We start from the raw sequence: 17,962 nt of genomic DNA, 5'->3' as shown, positions 1-17,962 counted from the left end.
GGAAGGAATGAAGTCCAAAATGAGCCAATCCTACAAACATATTCTCGTATTTTGTTTAAGAAAAATTGGCGATGCCATCATTGCGACAAGCGTACCCTATTTACTAAAGCAAGCTTATCCGGACGCTAAGATTACCATGATGGTTAAACCGTTAACCAAAGAGATTGTTACTAATCATCCTATGATTGACGAGGTTATGTTATATAATTATTCGCATAAAGCCAGTCTTCGTGAAATTCGGCAGATTGCCACTGAAATTAAACAAAGGGATTTTGATTTGTGCATAGTTGCCGATAATAAACCACGCTCGGCCATGCTTGCCTGGCTGGCCGGAGTTCCTAAGCGCATTGGTTTTGAAAAAATTGAATTCCGTAATATGTATCTTAAACTTTTTTATACAGATATCATCAAGATCGATTATGATGCACAACAAACTCTACAGGCTAAAAATCACGAAATATTTATTAATCGTTTTACCGGAAAATACGATGTGGCAAAAATGATGTTACCTGCAAGCACGGAAGAAAACAACGCTAAAGCGGACATGTTATTAGCACAAGCCGTGAAAGAGCAGGGCAAGGAACATCAAAAACACCTTAATATTGCTCTTTGCATCCAGAGTGGTGCAGCGACTAAAGACTGGCCGATTGAAAGGTTTGCTGCGACGATAAAACGCATTGCCGCTAAATATAATGCCGTATTTTATGTCATAGGTTCTCCTGCCGATATAGCAGCCGCCGAAAGGCTAAAAACAATGCTATCCTTTCCACTTAGTATTCTATGTGGTAAGACAAATTTAGTTGAACTTTCCTGTGTTTTGCGAAAAACGGATTTTTTTCTAACGATAGATACTGGCTCAACACATATGGCTGCGGCCATCGGTATACCCATGGTGGCCATTTACGGTGGTACATCTCCCCAAAAATGGGGACCCTATTGTGAAGATGCCATTACCCTGGCTCCCGATTATCCTTGTCATCCTTGTGACGGAACAAAAATAAAGTGTTCTTCTCCAAAGTGTTTATTAACGATTTCGGTGGATGAGGCAGTAGCCGCTTGCGAAAAGGTTTTAAAAATAACCGAAACCCCTACATTTGAACTGAACCATAAAAAACGGACAATGACAAAACACCCCCATTCGTAGGAAAATGAAACTACGAATGGGGTTCGTCGTTAATGATAAAAAGAAGATATACACACATTGATAAATTAGGAAAAGAAATTAAAAGATTAAAGATGGAAGTTGAGTTATTGCGTTCTTTTCTTCGAATCGCTGGAAGGAGGTGAGTCCATTAATTAAGTACCTTGCCAAAGATCGGTATCCAGTTAGGGTGATGTGCCGTTTCTTCGGGGTTTTGAAAAGTGGCTACTATGATTTCGTTAAACGTATTGATAACCTAGATAGGCATGCATATCTAGCAGTACTTGTTGCAAAGTGCCAAGAGCGATGCAAGAAGACATATTCTTGCCGTCAAATATGGCTAAAAAAGAAAAAGAATATCTCAATAAACATCAAAACAGTTTTACGAGTCATGAACAAGTATGGATTATTGTCTGAGATTCGTCGTCGATGCAAGTATCGAAAGATGGGAGATGAATTACATAGATATGAAAATGTTCTAAATAGAGACTTTTATGCTGACAGGCCGAATTTCAAATGGGTGACAGACATTTCTTATATACTAACCGGTGAAGGCACATTATATTTGTCTGTTATTCGTGATTTGTACGATAACAGTATTATTGCTTATAAGATTGGAAATGAGCAAACAGCTCATTTACTACTGAATACAATTGAAGCCGCGATGGAAACGGAAAAGATCACTACAGAGCTGCAACTCCATAGTGATCAAGGGCTTCAATACACTTCTCACGCGTATTTTAACCTAACTAGAGAATATGGTATAACACCCTCTATGTCAAGAAGAGGAAATTGCTATGATAATGCTATGGCTGAAAACTTCTTTGGAATCCTTAAATCGGAATGTATCTACAGGAACAGACCCAAAACGTTTTCCACCGCCAGACAAATTATTGACGAATATATCCATTTCTATAATCATGAGCGTATTCAATTAAAATCAAAACTGACATCGTGCGAAAAACGGTGTCAGTTTGCGTAATTTAAAGCTAGACTACGAGTGGGCTTCTTATTACTGTCCATCGTTTCTGGAATAGCTCAAAAACGATGTAGGGGGTTATTTTGTGCTATTTCAGAGAAGTCTTGTTCTTACTTCTTTTCATATTCTTTTCCAAACTTTTTCACCTTAACTTTACCCTCTGTATTTTACAACTTGATTTTTTAACTTCGGAAAAAATCGGTACTTGAATACGACTTCAGTATAGCTAAGATTCTTCAATTAAGGGTTAAAACCTAAATAAATGAAAAGTAGATCGCGTAACTTGTTCAAAAATAGCCGGTTGTTGCAATATCGTCTGCAGAGAGTTTTTTTTGTAATTTGGAATCGACCGAATATTAAATACCGATAATCGTATATAAGTGCTAAAGTTATTGTCATAAACTTCTTTGTTTAACTTTACAAAGTATAGACAAGATTTCTACCTAGTATACAAATTACACCATGTTGTTAACTAAAAATACAAAAACTACAAAAAATCTTGAGATTATTGTAATATGATACCCCTTTATTTAGAAAGAACAAAAAAACTATAGAGTTTCTGTGCAACAAGTTTTATAATTATATATTGTGTTAATCAATGTTGGAGAGGAAGTCTTATTTTGTCTAGGTGGGAAATCTTCATTAAAAATATTCAGCAAGATTTAAAATTATATCTATTTATTTTAACTTTATTGTGTTTGCTGCGTATGGCATTTATCGGCGTCTTGCATTCATATCTTGGAGCGCAGTCAACCATAGCCGATGTGTTAATTTCTCTGTTTTATGGTTTACGGATTAGCCTGAAAAGTGCAGCCGTCATTACGCTATTTTCTTTTGTTTTTTGTACTCTGTTCAGTACCATTTTCCGCACAGGGAAGCTTAAGCGGCTGCGGGTTATTTTCGGAAGCATCTATATTAGCTTACTTATTTTCTTGTTCCATGCTAGGATACCGTTTTACCGCGAGTTTCACACCGGATTTAACCAGATGATTTTTAACACACTCCGGGATGACATTTCGGCCTTATCATACACGCTGGTAGTCGATTACTATTTGCCCTTTCTAGTGTTGTCTGCCGGGATTATTTCTTATATCCTTTGCCGGCTGTTGCAGCGGATTTTGGCAAGAGACACATATGCGGCGCCGCAGTTTGCGCAAAACTATCAGAGGCTGCTCTTTCGAGTGGCTATTGTCACATGTATTGCTCTGTTTATGGTATTCACTCGCTTTGGTGGCAGCTTGACCTATGCCCATTCGCTGCATTGGGAGAATGCGGCTGCAACGGGAGATGATTTTCTAAATGAGGCTGTTATCGACGATATTCAGGCGCTATACCGTGCTTATAGCATACAGGAGCGGGTACAGGAAGGGGCGGATCTGAGGATTGATGCAGCGAAAGTCCGCGGTTACGCGGCGTATCTTACGGGTAGTAACTTTACGGCGAATGAAATTGATCATGCCTTTGCCAAACAAGCGCAAGGAGCCAAAATACCTAAGCCAAAACATATTTTTATCATCTTAGGGGAAAGCTTTGCCCAGTGGCCGCTTTTGGATTCCTATAGCAGTCTACATATTGCTGATGGGATTAAAGGGATCATGGCCCGCCCAGATGCTGTTCATATCCCGGCGTTTGTACCGAACGGCGCGTTTACGCCCATGGCGGTAACGGCAATAGTCAGCGGCTTATCTGATGTAAGCTTGTATCCGAACTATCATCCGGAATCCTATAAAGAACCATACGCTACCGCTCTGGCGCCACAATTTAAAAAGCTGGGCTATAAAATTAATTTTTGGTATGGTGGTGCAAGTTCTTGGGAGCGGATTAAGGCTTTTGTGTTGGCGCAAGGATTTGATAATTTTTATGGGGTGAGCGATTTTCATAGCGAGTCCGGTAATGTGTGGGGGAGCGACGACCGGTATTTGTTTGACGCCATTGCCGCATCATTTACCGATGATACGCCGACCCTTGATGTTATTTTGACTGTCTCCAATCATGCTCCTTATACGATTGATCTGGCGAAGGAAGGCTTTGATGAAAACAAGGTGGCTGCAGCGCTACCGGCGGAGGCCAGAGATGACAAGGACTTACTTAAACGGCTGGGTCACTATTGGTATACTGACCGGCAGATTGCTGCGTTTGTTTTGAAAATGAGAGAGAAGGAGCCAGAGAGCTTATTTGTCATTACTGGTGATCATGCCGATAGAACCAATATCAGCAAAACTCCGACCCTGTTCGACCGGTATAGTATTCCCCTGGTGGTTTATGGGACGGGAATCCAGAAAGGGGTCATTCCGGCTGCGGCGGCAGGCAGTCATATTAATATTATCCCCACCTTGATTGAATTGATAGCCCCGCAAGGTTTTGGGTACTATTCGTTAGGAGACAGTCTAACACGAGGCAGTTCAATCGGTTTTAGCCACAATGTTTGGATTACTCCAGATGCGATCGGAAAGATACAGGCACAAGACGCTGAAGATTTTGACGGAACAGCCAGGACTTTAGGAACACGTGATTCCATTCAACAAACCATTGATGCTATGCGGGCTTTGTCATGGTGGCGTATTGAGAAAGGGAAAATAGTTAAATAAAGAAGAATTAGTTAAAAAGTTGGATATGTTTTAAATGAATTTGATGTCGTTATAAGTATTATTAATGAGGTGAGATATTGATTACATCATTCTCAAAAGAAAAGTTGTTTTGGTATTCTCTTTGTGCCTTTGCTTTTTTTACTCCAATTGGTAAGGCACCAGCTAATTTATTTTTTGGGTTAAGTGTCATTACCTGTGTCATTTTGCTGGCCGAATACAAAATGAGTATAGGACAATTTGTTCAACAACCACTGGTAAAACCTCTGGGCGTACTTTTCCTTACAATATTTCTAACATTACCTTTTTCAACGGATGTTCATTCCAGCTATCAGGAATATCCACGCATGATAGTGTATGTATTGCCGTTTTTTTTGTTCGCTGCGGTACAATCCTGTCGAGTTAGGGGAAAAGAGGTTCCCACTGAGACAATTCTAAATAGCTATATTGCAGGGGCAGTAACCGCGTCCTTCTATGCTATATACCAATTTATAAAGACAAAGCACTTGTATGTTACAGGACTTTATATGCACCATGTTATGTTTGGAGTTTTTTTAGAAATAGCGCTGCCTATTATCAGTGCCTTTCTTATTGAAACGTTGTCATTTTCCAAACGGCTGATTTATTTATTTTGCGCGTTTATTTGTTCTATTGCATTAATTTTAACACAGGCCCGAGGTGACTGGATAGGAACAGGAGTGGCTCTATTAGCGGTCGCATTTATGCTGCGAGATAGACTTCGGCAGCATAAAAGGAAAGTAGTCGCTGGGGTAATCATTGCTTTTATATTGATTGGCGCGATGGCACCGCTCTATATAACGCGAGTGAAAACATTGTTTGATCCGAACTGGCAGTCCAATTATGTCCGGATTTATATCTGGCAATCAAGCATAAATATGATCCGGGATTATCCTTTGACCGGGGTTGGCTTTGATCAGTTCAGAGAAATCTACAATGCTCGATATATCAATCCTCTATCACCGGAAAAATCTAATCCCCATGCACATAACAGTTTTCTAATGATGGCCGCAGAAACTGGACTCCCCAGTTTAGCTGCTTTTTTGTATCTGTTATTTCATATGTATAAAGAGTTAATTACAGTATGGAGAAAAACTCATAAGGGATATCACGCGGCGATTTTGGCACTGCTTATCGCCATTACAGTTAGTTCATTAGTGGACCATATTTTTTGGGCTCCCTTTTTGGCGAAAATATTATGGTTTTTCATGGGAGTAAGTCTTTTCTTTGATAATGAACACGGCCTGTGAAAAAATAGCAATTAATAATAGTGGCGATTATTGGGAAATGCGGATTTTGCAGGGAAAATAGGCAATTATGTCGAAGCATTAAGTAGTGAGTAACACGAAAAGGGGAATTAATGTGGATGGAATGTCAAAAAACGTTATTATCGAAACAACCTCCATATCCTCAGAAAGTATTTTTTCCCGGATTGGACGTTATAGTGTCCCTATGTTTCTTGCCTTGTTTGATTATGGGGCTATTGTTTTATCTATCTTATTCGCAGAATACATCCGTGGTGATATATTATTATATTTTGTTCCTTCCCTTGAGCCTTTTCATGTTAATAACACATACACATATATAATTGTACCCATTATTTACTTGTTTTTTTTAGCTTACGGAGGATTATACAATAAACGGTTGCCTCTGTGGAAGAGTGCGGAAGTATTATTTAAAGCGTGTACTTATGTAAGTGCTTTAATGATTGTTGTTATGTATTTTATGAAAGAGGCGGATGTTTCAAGAATATTTGTTTGCCTAAGTTGGTTTATCAGTTTTATCTGTCTGGTTATTGCAAGGTATACGGTAAAACGACTATTGTTGAGTGGTAACTTGTGGCAGAAGCCGATTATTGTTGTTGGGGCTGGAAAAACCGCTGAATTACTGGCAAATAGCTTTACTAAGGATGGAAATTTGGGATATAAGATTGTGGGTGTAATCGAAGATAACTGTAAAAATAAGCCGTTGACCCGCGTTTATCCCCACGTGGGAACATTTGACAACGCCGATGCTGTTATTATGAACAGTGCTGTAGAAGACATAATTATTGCTGTTCCTGGCTTGGAAAGAAGTGAACTGTTAAGTTTAATTTATCGAATTCAGCCTTGTGTTAAAAACATAACAATTGTGCCTGATTTATTTGGTGTTCCATTAAGCAATATGGAAGTAGAAGCCCTGTACAACGAACAGACAATAATGCTTAGAATGAAAAATAATCTTTCCTATTGGCGAAACCGAGTGGCTAAACGGATGTTTGATATAGTGACGGGAATTGCTGTTTTATTGATGGTTATTCCTGTTTTGTTATTAATAGGAATAGCCATTAAATCTGACTCTAAAGGACCAGTATTTCACGTTGCTAAAAGATTAGGGAAAAAGGGAAAACTGTTTTGGTGTTTCAAATTCCGGACAATGTATCCTAATGCGGATGCCATGCTGGCTGATTATTTTGCACAAAGTCCCGAGGCTAAAGAAGAATGGGATAAATATGCAAAAATTAAAGGCTATGATCCGCGAATTACGAAAGTTGGAATTTGGTTAAGAAAATACAGCTTAGATGAGTTACCGCAAATATTTAACGTAATTATTGGTAATATGAGTCTTGTAGGACCTCGGCCATATCTGCCAAGAGAAAGAGCGCGTATGGGATATATGGCCCATGCTATTCTGGAAACCGTACCGGGGGTTACCGGTTTGTGGCAGGTTAGCGGACGGAATGAAATAGAGTTTGAAGGAAGGCTTAAAATGGATTCCTGGTATGTAAGGAACTGGTCACTATGGCAGGATATTGTTTTATTGCTCAAAACATTGGACGTGGTACTGAATAAAAGGGGAGCATACTAAAACTAGTGAGAGTGGGTTATATCATGTCGATTTTAAACTATGATGAAAAGATATGTGTAATAGGTCTAGGGTATATAGGGTTACCAACAGCGAGTTTACTGGCAACAAAGGGATTTGAAGTATATGGGGTCGATGTGAACGAGCAAACAATAAATATGATTAATTGTGGACAAGTTCACATATATGAACCGGATCTTGACGTGATGGTAAAGGCTGCAGTGCAGAGTGGTAAGCTAAAGGCTTTTTCTGAACCGAAAGAGGCCGATGTCTTTATAATAGCTGTCCCGACTCCTTTTACAGATGAACACAGCCCTAATTTGTCGTATATTCAAGATGCAGTTAAGTCAATTGCTCCCTACGTAAAACCGGAGAATCTGATCATCTTAGAGTCGACAAGCCCAGTGGGGACGACAGAAAAAGTTGGAGAATGGTTACGTGAAATTCGTCCTGATCTGAGAGTGTCCCGACGTAGAGATGGTTTTGAAGATAAGAAAGGGGAGAGTGTGTACCTATCTCACTGCCCAGAACGTGTTCTTCCTGGACAGATTTTGCGTGAGTTAGTGGAGAATGATCGCATTATTGGAGGAATTGATGAAAGATCGGCGCAAAAGACTAAGGCATTATATCAGAAGTTTGTAAAAGGCGAATTATTATTATCGGATTCACGGACAGCGGAAATGTCTAAGCTAACGGAAAATGCTTTTCGTGATGTGAATATTGCTTTTGCCAATGAACTTTCACTTATTTGTGAGGAACTGGATATTAATGTATGGGAGCTTATACATCTTGCTAATCGGCACCCACGGGTGAATATTTTGCAGCCAGGTCCAGGCGTAGGCGGTCACTGTATTGCTGTTGATCCCTGGTTTATTGTGGATGCGGCGCCGAAAAAAGCAAAATTGATACGTGCGGCCAGAGAAGTAAACGAGTTTAAACCTAAACATATTGTTAATAAAATTGTAGCTTATGGTGATAAATTTAAAAAGCCGGTTATTGCATGTTTAGGGTTGGCATTTAAGCCAGATATCGATGATTTACGAGAAAGTCCTGCGGTCCAAATTGTTGAGAGCTTGGCAGGAAATCCTGATTATCAAATTCTAGCTGTTGAACCCCATGTTGCACGATTGCCTCAGCAACTTATCAAATTTGAAAATATTCGAATGGCTTCTATAACAGAAGCTATCCATGAAGCTGACGTTGTTGTGTTGCTAGTCAATCATAAGGTTTTTTCCTGTGTGAATTTGTCTATGCTTGGAGAAAAAATTGTTATTGATACACGAGGGATGTGGCAATGAAGCAAGTGATTATAAAGCAAGGCATGGCGACAGTAGAAGAAGTTCCGGCACCGCAGGTGTCCGCAGGTACTGTATTAGTCAGAGTGGAGTATTCTTGCATCTCGGCGGGTACGGAGATGAGCGGAGTAAAAGGAAGTGCGGTGCCGCTATGGAAACGGGCTATTCAGCAGCCGCAAAAAGTAAAAAAAGTCTTTGATATGGTTATGTCACAAGGAATTGAAAAGACAAGAAGAGTCGTGGCAGGGAAACTTTCTAGTGGTTCTCCCACCGGATATTCGGCGGCTGGTATAGTTGTAGAATGCGGGGAAGATATTCATGATCTCAAACCAGGTGACTATGTAGCTTGCGCGGGCGCTCAGTGTGCTTTTCATGCGGAATATATATCTGTCCCTCATAACTTGGTTGCGAAAATTCCAAAAGGTTTAAACTCTAAAGAAGCAAGCACGGTGACAGTTGGTGCAATCGCTATGCAGGGAGTGCGTCGTAGCAACCCTACTTTAGGAGAAACTTTTGTTATTATTGGGTTGGGAATTATTGGACAATTAACAGTTCAATTGTTGAAAGCCAATGGATGCCGTGTTATTGGAGTTGAAATAGATCGTAGTAGAATCAATATGGCTTATCAATTGGGATTAGACTACGGGATACATCCCGATGACGATCTGGATGTGGAGCAGGTAATTCGCCTTACGGAGGGAAATGGTGCCGACGGTGTTATTATAACGGCGGCGACTCCCTCTGATGCGGTAGTGTCTACTGCCTTTAAGATGTGCCGCCGAAAGGGACGGGTTGTGTTGGTTGGCGATGTTGGTTTGCATTTAAACCGCGCTGACTTCTATCAGAAAGAACTGGACTTTTTTATCTCTTCCTCTTACGGTCCGGGACGCTATGATGAAAACTATGAAGAAAAGGGCTTGGATTACCCTATTGGCTATGTCCGTTGGACCGAAAATCGTAATATGCTAGAATATTTAAAGCTTGTTTCAGAAGAGAAAGTCCGAGTTAATCTGCTAATTCAAAAGACTTATTCGATTGAGAAGGCTACAGAAGCGTATGAAGCCTTAAAAAACGGTCAGGATAGGCCCATGATCGTATTGTTGGAGTATCCAAAGGAAAAGTTGGAGACTAAAAGAAAAGTGTATAACCTTTCAGCAAGAGGCAAAGCAGAAGGTAAAATAGGTGTTGCATTGGCTGGAGCAGGTGGTTTTGCTAAAGGAATCCATTTACCTAATATAAAATTATTGTCAGACTATTTTCATTTAAAAGCGGTTATGAGTCGGACTGGGCACAACGCGAAAGCTGTGGCTAGTCAATTTGAGGCGGAGTATTCGACAACAGACTATCAAGAGTTATTAAATGATTCGAACATTGATTTAATTGTTATTGCTACCCGGCATAATTTACATACGAATATGGCACTGCAGGCATTGAGAGCGGGAAAACATGTATTGGTGGAGAAACCTCTTGCACTATCAAATGAAGAATTGGATAAGATTAAAAAATTTTATGAATCCTTACCAACTGATCAAACAGCTCCTGTCTTACTGACAGGCTTTAATCGCCGTTTCTCGCGTTATGCGCAGGCGATGTATCAACTAACTTCTCAAAGGACAAATCCCCTGATGATTAATTATCGGATGAATGCAGGGTATATTCCGTTGAATCACTGGGTGCATACTGAAGAAGGGGGCGGGCGAAATATCGGCGAAGCCTGTCATATTTATGATCTATTTAACTTCCTCACAAATAGTAAGGTGCGAAATGTTCAGGCACAGTCTATAGTTCCTACGACGGGCTATTATAGCTCTCAAGACAATTTCGTTGCCACTGTGTCTTATGAGGATGGTTCCGTAGCAACATTGACATATACGGCGTTGGGGGCAACGGATTATCCCAAGGAACAAATGGAAGTTTTTTTTGATGGGAAAGTATTGATTTTGGATGATTATAAATCATTGAAAGCAGCAGGAACTAAAATTGGCTCTTTACAAACAAAATTAAGTGAAAAAGGTCAATATGAAGAAATTGAAATATTAGCGAAAACTATCCAGAATGGTGGCGAATGGCCGATACCTTTGTGGCAGCAGATACAAGCGATGGAAATTGCGTTCAAAGTATCGGAGCACTTGGAGGGAGCAGTATGTGCGGAATAGTCGGCGCTCTTACTTTTGACAGCGGCAATTTTCAAATTACAGAAGCATATATTACCTCTATGCGCGATGAAATGATACATAGAGGTCCGGATGGCGGAGGTACATGGGTCTCCACGAACAGACGGATTGGGTTGGGGCACCGCAGGTTATCTATTATTGATTTATCTGATATGGCAAACCAGCCAATGAGCAATGAAGATGGCTCACTTTGGGTTGTTTTTAACGGTGAAATTTACAATCATGCGGAAATCAGAAAAGAGCTAATAGCACTTGGGGGACATACTTGGAAAACTGACCATTCAGATACAGAAATGATTCTCCATGCATTTGAACAATGGGGAATTAACTGTTTGGAGAAATTCCGTGGAATGTTTGCCATCGCGTTATGGGATGCACGGCGGCAGGAACTGTGGTTGATACGTGATCGTGTCGGAATTAAACCTTTATATTACAGTATCCATCATGGTAGACTCACGTTTGGCTCCGAAATTAAAGCCTTACTAAAAGATCCGGAGCAGAAACGATTGGTGCATGAAGAGGCCCTTTACCACTATTTGTCTTTTTTAACTACTCCTGCTCCTCAGACACTATTTGCCGGAATAAAAAAACTGTCACCTGGGACATGGTTAAGAATTCGCATGAACGGTGATACTTATGAACAAAAATACTGGGATGTCTTGGACCATACACAACCACTTTCTAAAGTGCCTGAAGAAGATATTGCGGAGATGATTTTAAATGAATTGCGAACAGCGGTTACCTTACGTAAGGTAAGCGATGTTCCCGTTGGTGTTTTTTTATCGGGGGGAATTGACTCTAGTACAAATGCCGCCTTGTTTTCAGAAGGCATGAGCGGAGGAGTCAAGACTTTTTCCATCGGTTATAAGGGGAAATATGAAAGCTACCAAAATGAATTACATTATGCGCGGCAGATGGCAAATGTAGTCGGCGCGGAACATCATGAACTGTTGTTAGATGTAGATGACCTGCTGGACTTTTTACCCCGCATGGTACATTTACAGGATGAACCCATTGCTGATCCAGTCTGTGTTCCGGTATATTATGTTTCTAAATTAGCCCGGGATCGCGGCGCTATCGTGTGTCAAGTAGGAGAAGGCGCCGATGAATTGTTTGCGGGATATCCATATTGGACTAAAGTTCTAAAGCTTGATAATATGAGACGCAAATATGGGAATTCTTTTTTGTTTAATACTGGAAAACTTGCTTTAAAAACCATGGGTAAAGATGTAGGCATGAGTTTTGAATGGTTAAATCGTAGTAGTCTACACTATCCACTTTACTTCGGGTGTAACCAAGAGATGTCAGATATTCAAAAACAGAGATTACTTTCGCCTAGAATGAAACAAAAGTGGCAGAGTTTATCTTCTTGGGATGTAATAAGACCGATGTTCAATGAGTTTAAAACTAAAGCATGGCAGGATGATTTAGTGCAATGGATGTCATATTCAAATTTAAGATTGCGATTACCTGAATTGCTATTGGCGCGTGTGGATAAAATGGGAATGGGAGCTGGGCTTGAAGCGCGTGTACCTTTCTTGGATCATAAGTTTGTGGAGTTAGCTATGAGTATTCCTTCCGATCTGAAAATAAAGAACTCAATTAATAAATACATTCTCAAAAAAGCAGTAAGAGGAATAATCCCAGACAATTTAATAGATAGGAGAAAACAAGGCTTTGGTGTACCTATATCAGAATGGTTTTATCAACAGCTAGGAACAGAAATGAAGATTGAATTAAAAAAATTTTGCTCAGAAACAGATTATTTTAAAATTAGTGAAATTGAGCGTTTAATTGAGAGGGGAGAAAGTGGACAAGTTTGGTATCTGTTCAATTTTGTTTTATGGTGGAAACGTTTTATTTTGTAGTTGACATTTATAAGAAAATATAAAAATTAATTTGAAGTTCATACTACATCCGCCTGGTATGGGCATGCTAAACGGTGATTGAATGAAAAAAATAAAAATAATTTTAAGTAATAAAACTTCACGTCAAACAACGTGTTTGTTTATATCACAAATCTTAGGTTTGGTTTTTGGGTTTATTTCCAACATGATTTTAGCAAAGAACATGGGAGCTCAACAATTTGGTCTTTATTCTTTTACAGTGGCAGTTTTGAGTTTTTGTTCTATATTTTTTGAATTTGGATATTTTGCTAGTGGCTCTAAACTATTGGCGGAAAATCAATCAAAAGAAAAGGAAGATGAACTTATTGGGGCATTATTGGTTATTACTGCTTTAATTTCAATAGGCTATGTTATAACTATTATTATCATTTCTTTTATTATCGATAAAGTTTTTGAAGACAAAATTGGTGATATTTTACGCGCTCTTTCTATTGTTTCGTTTTCTTTTATATTACCTTTCTTTTTTGAATTGGTTATGAAAGGTTGCAATAGAATTCTAACACTGTCTGTATTCAATGTTTTATGGAGGTTTTTATTTCTTTTTGCCGTTTTTGTTTTATATTTTATTAATCAATTAACACCGCTATGGGTATCCATGATGTTTTCTTGTACGTGTTTAGCAGCCTTTTTGGGATGTGTTTTATGGAAACGTCCGAAATTCACTAATCTAATTATTAATTTTAAGAAAATACATCAAGAAAATCAATGCTACGGGAAACACTTGTATTTAGGAAGAATTGTCGATGTGGCTGCTTATCAAATTGATAAAATGTTAGTATCGTTTTTTGCAGGAGCTAAAGAGGTTGGAATATATTCAATGGCTTTTTCTATAGCTAATCCTGTAAATAGCTTTTCAATCGCCTTGGCTTCTTCGAAGTTCAGAGATTTTGCTGGAAGTGAGGAAATTTCAAGAAAAGTTTTGAACTTTAATTACTATGGCATTATTATTTCTGTAATAGCTGCGGTTTCAGGTGGATTTATTATTACTCATTTTTATTTAGGCGGAGATTTTAAAGAAAGTTTTATAGTTTTACTCATTTTGGTAGCTGCTGTCTCGTGCCAAGCAGGCTACAAACCTTATAATTCTTGGCTGGCAAGTAATGGTCATGGGGTACTACAAAAAAAGATGGCATACCAAATGACAGCAGTAAGTCTACTCTCTAATATACTTTTAACTCCGATCTTTGGTAAATACGGCGCAGCTACAGCATGTTTTATTTCTATGCTATATGCTTTTTATTTGTATAAAGTAAAATATGAGAAATTGATTAAAAGAGGCATATAATGAATAATGCTATATTAACATCATATGGGCGAACGGCTCTCTATTTAGCTTTACTATCTATAGGGGTTCAAGGTAAAAAAGTTATAATTCCAGCCTTTACTTGTAATACTACAGTGCCGTCAGCGATTGTTCAAGCAGGAGGAGATCCGGTATTTGTTAATGTCAACTTAAGCAATTTAAGTATGGATATAAATGATTTACAATCTAAGCTCGATAAAGATGTAATAGCAATTATTTCACATCATTACTTTGGTTCTTTTAATAAAAATGTTTATGAAATACAAAATATTTCGACTAATTTAGGTTTAATTCATATAGAAGATTGTGCTCATTCTCTAGGCGCAAGAGACCCAGATAAAAATAGAGAAATAGGATATATTGGGGACATTGCCATATTTTCTTTTTCAAAATCATTAAATAATCCTGCTGGAGGTGCAATTTATTTTCGTGATTTATCGTTAAAAGATTATGCGGATAAGCTCCAGGAACAACATAAAAACTTTTTTCATTCATTTGTTAATGATTATGAAACATTTAAATATTTGTCAGCTATAACAAAAGATCGGAATAATGTTGAAGACAAGATGCTTCATCATTTATTATTTCCTAGGATTTTTATAAAAATTTTAAGAGAATTAAACCTATACATTCCTAATTATTTTTACAAAATTACGGATAATCAAAATAAGGGTAGGTATCCCGTTTTTGATACAAGAATGACTGTAAAACAAAAGAATTATATTGAAAGTTCCATAAATAATCTACACAATATTATCCAGAAGAGACAAATGATAGCTTCTAAACTAGATAAAATAATACCAGCTTACTTACGAGATTTTGAAGGTAATACATTTACGCAATATGTAGTTAAACATAACAATATTTATAAACTAGAAGATATATTTAGTAAAATTAATATTAAGACTCGTAGAGTCTGGCCTACTTTTCAACCAATGTGGAATGGACAATATAATAATAATATAGAATATCTTAAAAATCATTTATTATTAATTGATTTGGATTTTATTACTGATGAAAAAATAATTAAACTGGAGAAGTTATTGTGAATTGTTTTTTAAAATCAAGTATGGAAGTAGATCGTTCTATTTGGAATCACGATGTTTTACAAAAAAACGGCAATCCTGCCCAATTGTATGAGGCTGCATGTGCTGAATCTGTTAAAATGACGCCCATTTTTATAGAAATAATAAAGGATAATGTAGTTGTATTTAGGTGGCTTGTTTTTTTTCGAGGATATAAATACTTTGGTTATATACAGGCTAATGCTGAACCAACAAACTGCAATCCGGAATATATAGACCTTGCAGTGAGAGAAATAATAAAAAGGTTTAAACCATTTAAATTTGAATTTTACTCTATTACTCTATCAAGATTTCCTGATCGAAAGATATTGTGGGATCTAGGTTTCTATCCAATTCATGAGTATGGCAGTAATATTATAGATTTAAGTAAAAGTGAAGAAGAGCTATTTGATGGTATTCATTCTAAACATAGAAATGTTATACGAAAAGCTATAAAGGAAGGGGTACAGATATTAGAAGACACATCTTGGGAAGCCATAAGCACATATTTTGATTTGTCCCAAGAAACTTATGCTCGTTCTAATATTTCTGGTGTAGCTAAACAAGAATTGATAAATCATTATAAGGCATTAATGGCTACGGGCAATTGTCGTATATTTTTTGCAGTGCATCAAGAATGTATTCAAGCGGCTGCTTTTATGCTAGTGTCTCAAAGGAAAGCAGTTTATTGGCATGGAGCTTCAAAAAGTAAACCAATAACAGGGGCTGCAAATCTATTGCACTGGGAAATAATAAAAAAATTTAAAAGTGAAAATATACTATATTATGATTTTGGCGGTATCGCACTTGATGCTGCAACTGGCAGCAAGGAAAGAGGTATTAGTTTGTTCAAAACACGTTTTGGTGGTACGAGTCATAGCTTTTTTGGGGGGCAGCTAATACTAAATAGTATGAAAAACTCATTGTTTAATTGGTGGAGGCGTATTCAATGAAGACACAAGATAAAATCTTTAAATCATATAAAACAATACGAAGTGATTTTTTATATGAAAATAAGGATCAACAGAATAATTTTATTGAGGATCTATTTAAAACCCACTATCTCCCGCATATTTCCCACAAAAGGGAGGGAGGGATCTTGGAGATTGGGTGCAATCGTGGATATATGCTCTCCGCTTTGCGGAAATATGGCTTTACTAATGTAAAAGGAATTGATTTATCTTTAGAAGATATAAAAATGGCTAAAGATATGGGGTTTTGTGCTGAGAGTACAAATGTGTTTGATTATTTAGATGGTCATAGAAAATATGATGTGATTATTTCAAAGGATGTCATGGAACATATCCCTAAAGATAAGCAGGAAGAGTTTGTTAAGAGGGTATATGATGCACTCCAACCAGGAGGAGTTGCACTAGTGCAAGTCCCTAACATGGACTGGATTTTTAGCAATCATGAACGGTACATGGATTTTACACACGAGATAGGTTATACTCGGGAAAGTCTAGCTGATATTTATAGACTATATTTTGATAGCCGTGATGTGGAAGTAGTACCGGCCTCATATATTTTTATTAGTACACTAAAACAGAAAATTGCTTTTGGATTTATTCGACCACTTTTAGTGAAGATAGTAAAGTTCTTTTTAAGAATATTAGGAGAAGGTGCTTATGATGTATGGTTTGAGCATAGAGAAATACTTGCTATTGTTAGAAAAAAGATGTAAATGAAAAAAATATTAATAACTTGTGATACAGAATTGGGAGAATTATCAAAAGATATAAATAATGCTTTTGAAATATTTATTGAAGGCAAAGTTTTTGATAAAACAGTCGGCTATACACTTATTAACGAAATTGCAAATGAATATAAGGCAATTGTTACCCATTTTGTTGATGCTTATCCATGTGAGTTTGCTGGAGATAAAAAATTTGCTATATTATGCAATTCAATTATGGAAAACGGACATAAAATAGAGCTACATACCCATCCTTCAAGTAAATTTGATCGTAGACGTAGATATTTGCATCAATATAATGAAAAAGAACAACAAAAAATTATTGCATTTGGAAAGAAAAAAATATATGAGTGGACAGGGTATGAAGTTAGTGTGCATCGGGCAGGCGGTTATGGGATAAATTATGATACATTCCAGGTATTGAAAGATGAAGGTATTGTTATGGATACGTCTTTTTTGCATGGAAATGAGGTTTGTCTATACAAAGCAGTTCTTTACAATGCTCCATTCCAGGTTAATGGCATATTGGAAATCCCAATAACCGTCTATCAACGTGATGTAATATACTGGCCTGGGATAAAGAAAAGCTGTTATCAGAAATTAGACTTTCGGTATGGTTCTAATGCTCAGGAAATACTTTCAGTAATAGCTAAAATGCCAATGGATTCAATAATCATACTTTTTTTACATAGCTTTAATTTTTTAAATTTGCCGTATAATTTTCGAACGGCGAAATATGGTGAAATTACCGTTAATAAGAATTTAATTGAGCAATATCACAAGGTTTTGCAAGGACTTAAACAAAATAAGGATTGTGTTTTCTGTTGTTTTTCAGATCTTAATTTTGATGAACAATATGATGACTTTTTAGTTAATATTACACAAAAAGGCAAGTGGAGTTCGGTATTGCAGCGTAAACTTGATAAGATAATTAATAAAAAAGGGAATGTATAAAG

13 protein-coding genes are annotated in these 17,962 nt (G+C 37.5%); all 13 read left to right on the top strand.

The genetic code is table 11. From position 1 onward, the window contains the following. The first annotated feature begins 7 nt into the window (after window positions 1-7). The 13 genes from waaF (at window position 8) to F3H20_RS13480 (ending at window position 17,960) form a co-directional block, all read left to right on the top strand. Window positions 8-1,144 carry a lipopolysaccharide heptosyltransferase II gene (gene waaF, locus F3H20_RS13540; RefSeq protein ID WP_149735440.1) on the top strand — a complete coding sequence of 379 codons (1,137 nt, stop codon included), beginning with the start codon at window positions 8-10 and terminating at the stop codon, window positions 1,142-1,144. Window positions 1,145-1,283: 139 nt separating this feature from the next. Further along, window positions 1,284-2,123, top strand: a complete 840-nt coding sequence (locus F3H20_RS13535; protein ID WP_149735439.1) for an IS3 family transposase — start codon at window positions 1,284-1,286, stop codon at window positions 2,121-2,123. Between the two features lie 983 nt (window positions 2,124-3,106). Continuing rightward, the gene (locus tag F3H20_RS13530; RefSeq protein WP_223191765.1) at window positions 3,107-4,708 is read left to right on the top strand and encodes an LTA synthase family protein; all 1,602 of its coding nucleotides are present in this window, start codon (window positions 3,107-3,109) and stop codon (window positions 4,706-4,708) included. A 77-nt stretch (window positions 4,709-4,785) separates the two neighbouring features. Continuing rightward, window positions 4,786-5,973 (top strand): O-antigen ligase family protein, encoded by a 1,188-nt coding sequence (locus tag F3H20_RS13525; RefSeq protein WP_149735438.1) that lies wholly within the window; start codon window positions 4,786-4,788, stop codon window positions 5,971-5,973. Window positions 5,974-6,094: 121 nt separating this feature from the next. Beyond that, window positions 6,095-7,570, top strand: a complete 1,476-nt coding sequence (gene wbaP / locus F3H20_RS13520; protein WP_149735458.1) for an undecaprenyl-phosphate galactose phosphotransferase WbaP — start codon at window positions 6,095-6,097, stop codon at window positions 7,568-7,570. 23 nt (window positions 7,571-7,593) lie between these two features. Next, a complete protein-coding gene (wecC, locus tag F3H20_RS13515; protein ID WP_149735437.1) occupies window positions 7,594-8,865 on the top strand; it encodes a UDP-N-acetyl-D-mannosamine dehydrogenase in 1,272 nt (423 codons plus the stop codon). Next, window positions 8,862-11,018, top strand: coding sequence for a bi-domain-containing oxidoreductase (locus tag F3H20_RS13510; protein ID WP_149735436.1), 2,157 nt, complete (start codon window positions 8,862-8,864; stop codon window positions 11,016-11,018). The genes wecC and F3H20_RS13510 overlap by 4 nt, the downstream gene beginning before the upstream one ends. Further along, entirely contained in the window at window positions 11,006-12,904 is a 1,899-nt protein-coding gene (gene asnB, locus F3H20_RS13505; protein ID WP_149735457.1) for an asparagine synthase (glutamine-hydrolyzing), read from the top strand. Before F3H20_RS13510 ends, asnB begins: the two co-directional genes overlap by 13 nt. Before the next feature lie 82 nt (window positions 12,905-12,986). Beyond that, window positions 12,987-14,228 (top strand): lipopolysaccharide biosynthesis protein, encoded by a 1,242-nt coding sequence (locus F3H20_RS13500; RefSeq protein ID WP_149735435.1) that lies wholly within the window; start codon window positions 12,987-12,989, stop codon window positions 14,226-14,228. Then, complete coding sequence (locus F3H20_RS13495; RefSeq protein WP_149735434.1) at window positions 14,228-15,295, top strand: DegT/DnrJ/EryC1/StrS family aminotransferase; 1,068 nt, start codon at window positions 14,228-14,230, stop codon at window positions 15,293-15,295. The genes F3H20_RS13500 and F3H20_RS13495 overlap by 1 nt, the downstream gene beginning before the upstream one ends. After that, a complete protein-coding gene (locus F3H20_RS13490; RefSeq protein WP_149735433.1) occupies window positions 15,292-16,263 on the top strand; it encodes a lipid II:glycine glycyltransferase FemX in 972 nt (323 codons plus the stop codon). Before F3H20_RS13495 ends, F3H20_RS13490 begins: the two co-directional genes overlap by 4 nt. Next, entirely contained in the window at window positions 16,260-16,994 is a 735-nt protein-coding gene (locus tag F3H20_RS13485; RefSeq protein ID WP_149735432.1) for a class I SAM-dependent methyltransferase, read from the top strand. Before F3H20_RS13490 ends, F3H20_RS13485 begins: the two co-directional genes overlap by 4 nt. After that, window positions 16,995-17,960, top strand: a complete 966-nt coding sequence (locus tag F3H20_RS13480; RefSeq protein ID WP_149735431.1) for a polysaccharide deacetylase family protein — start codon at window positions 16,995-16,997, stop codon at window positions 17,958-17,960. It begins immediately after the preceding gene. Window positions 17,961-17,962 lie beyond the last annotated feature (2 nt).

The organism is Propionispora hippei DSM 15287, from assembly GCF_900141835.1.
GTDB classification, from domain to species: domain Bacteria; phylum Bacillota; class Negativicutes; order Propionisporales; family Propionisporaceae; genus Propionispora; species Propionispora hippei.
Note: the sequence above shows the minus strand (reverse complement) of the source record. Positions and strands in the feature narration are given on the sequence as shown.

Bases quoted from the DNA above. Each gene is read 5' to 3' on its own strand.
- waaF (WP_149735440.1), top strand. From the start codon at position 8: ATGAAGTCCAAAATGAGCCAATCCTACAAACATATTCTCGTATTTTGT.
- F3H20_RS13530 (WP_223191765.1), top strand. From the start codon at position 3,107: ATGATTTTTAACACACTCCGGGATGACATTTCGGCCTTATCATACACG.
- wbaP (WP_149735458.1), top strand. From the start codon at position 6,095: ATGTCAAAAAACGTTATTATCGAAACAACCTCCATATCCTCAGAAAGT.
- wecC (WP_149735437.1), top strand. From the start codon at position 7,594: ATGTCGATTTTAAACTATGATGAAAAGATATGTGTAATAGGTCTAGGG.
- F3H20_RS13510 (WP_149735436.1), top strand. From the start codon at position 8,862: ATGAAGCAAGTGATTATAAAGCAAGGCATGGCGACAGTAGAAGAAGTT.
- asnB (WP_149735457.1), top strand. From the start codon at position 11,006: ATGTGCGGAATAGTCGGCGCTCTTACTTTTGACAGCGGCAATTTTCAA.
- F3H20_RS13500 (WP_149735435.1), top strand. From the start codon at position 12,987: ATGAAAAAAATAAAAATAATTTTAAGTAATAAAACTTCACGTCAAACA.
- F3H20_RS13495 (WP_149735434.1), top strand. From the start codon at position 14,228: ATGAATAATGCTATATTAACATCATATGGGCGAACGGCTCTCTATTTA.
- F3H20_RS13485 (WP_149735432.1), top strand. From the start codon at position 16,260: ATGAAGACACAAGATAAAATCTTTAAATCATATAAAACAATACGAAGT.
- F3H20_RS13480 (WP_149735431.1), top strand. From the start codon at position 16,995: ATGAAAAAAATATTAATAACTTGTGATACAGAATTGGGAGAATTATCA.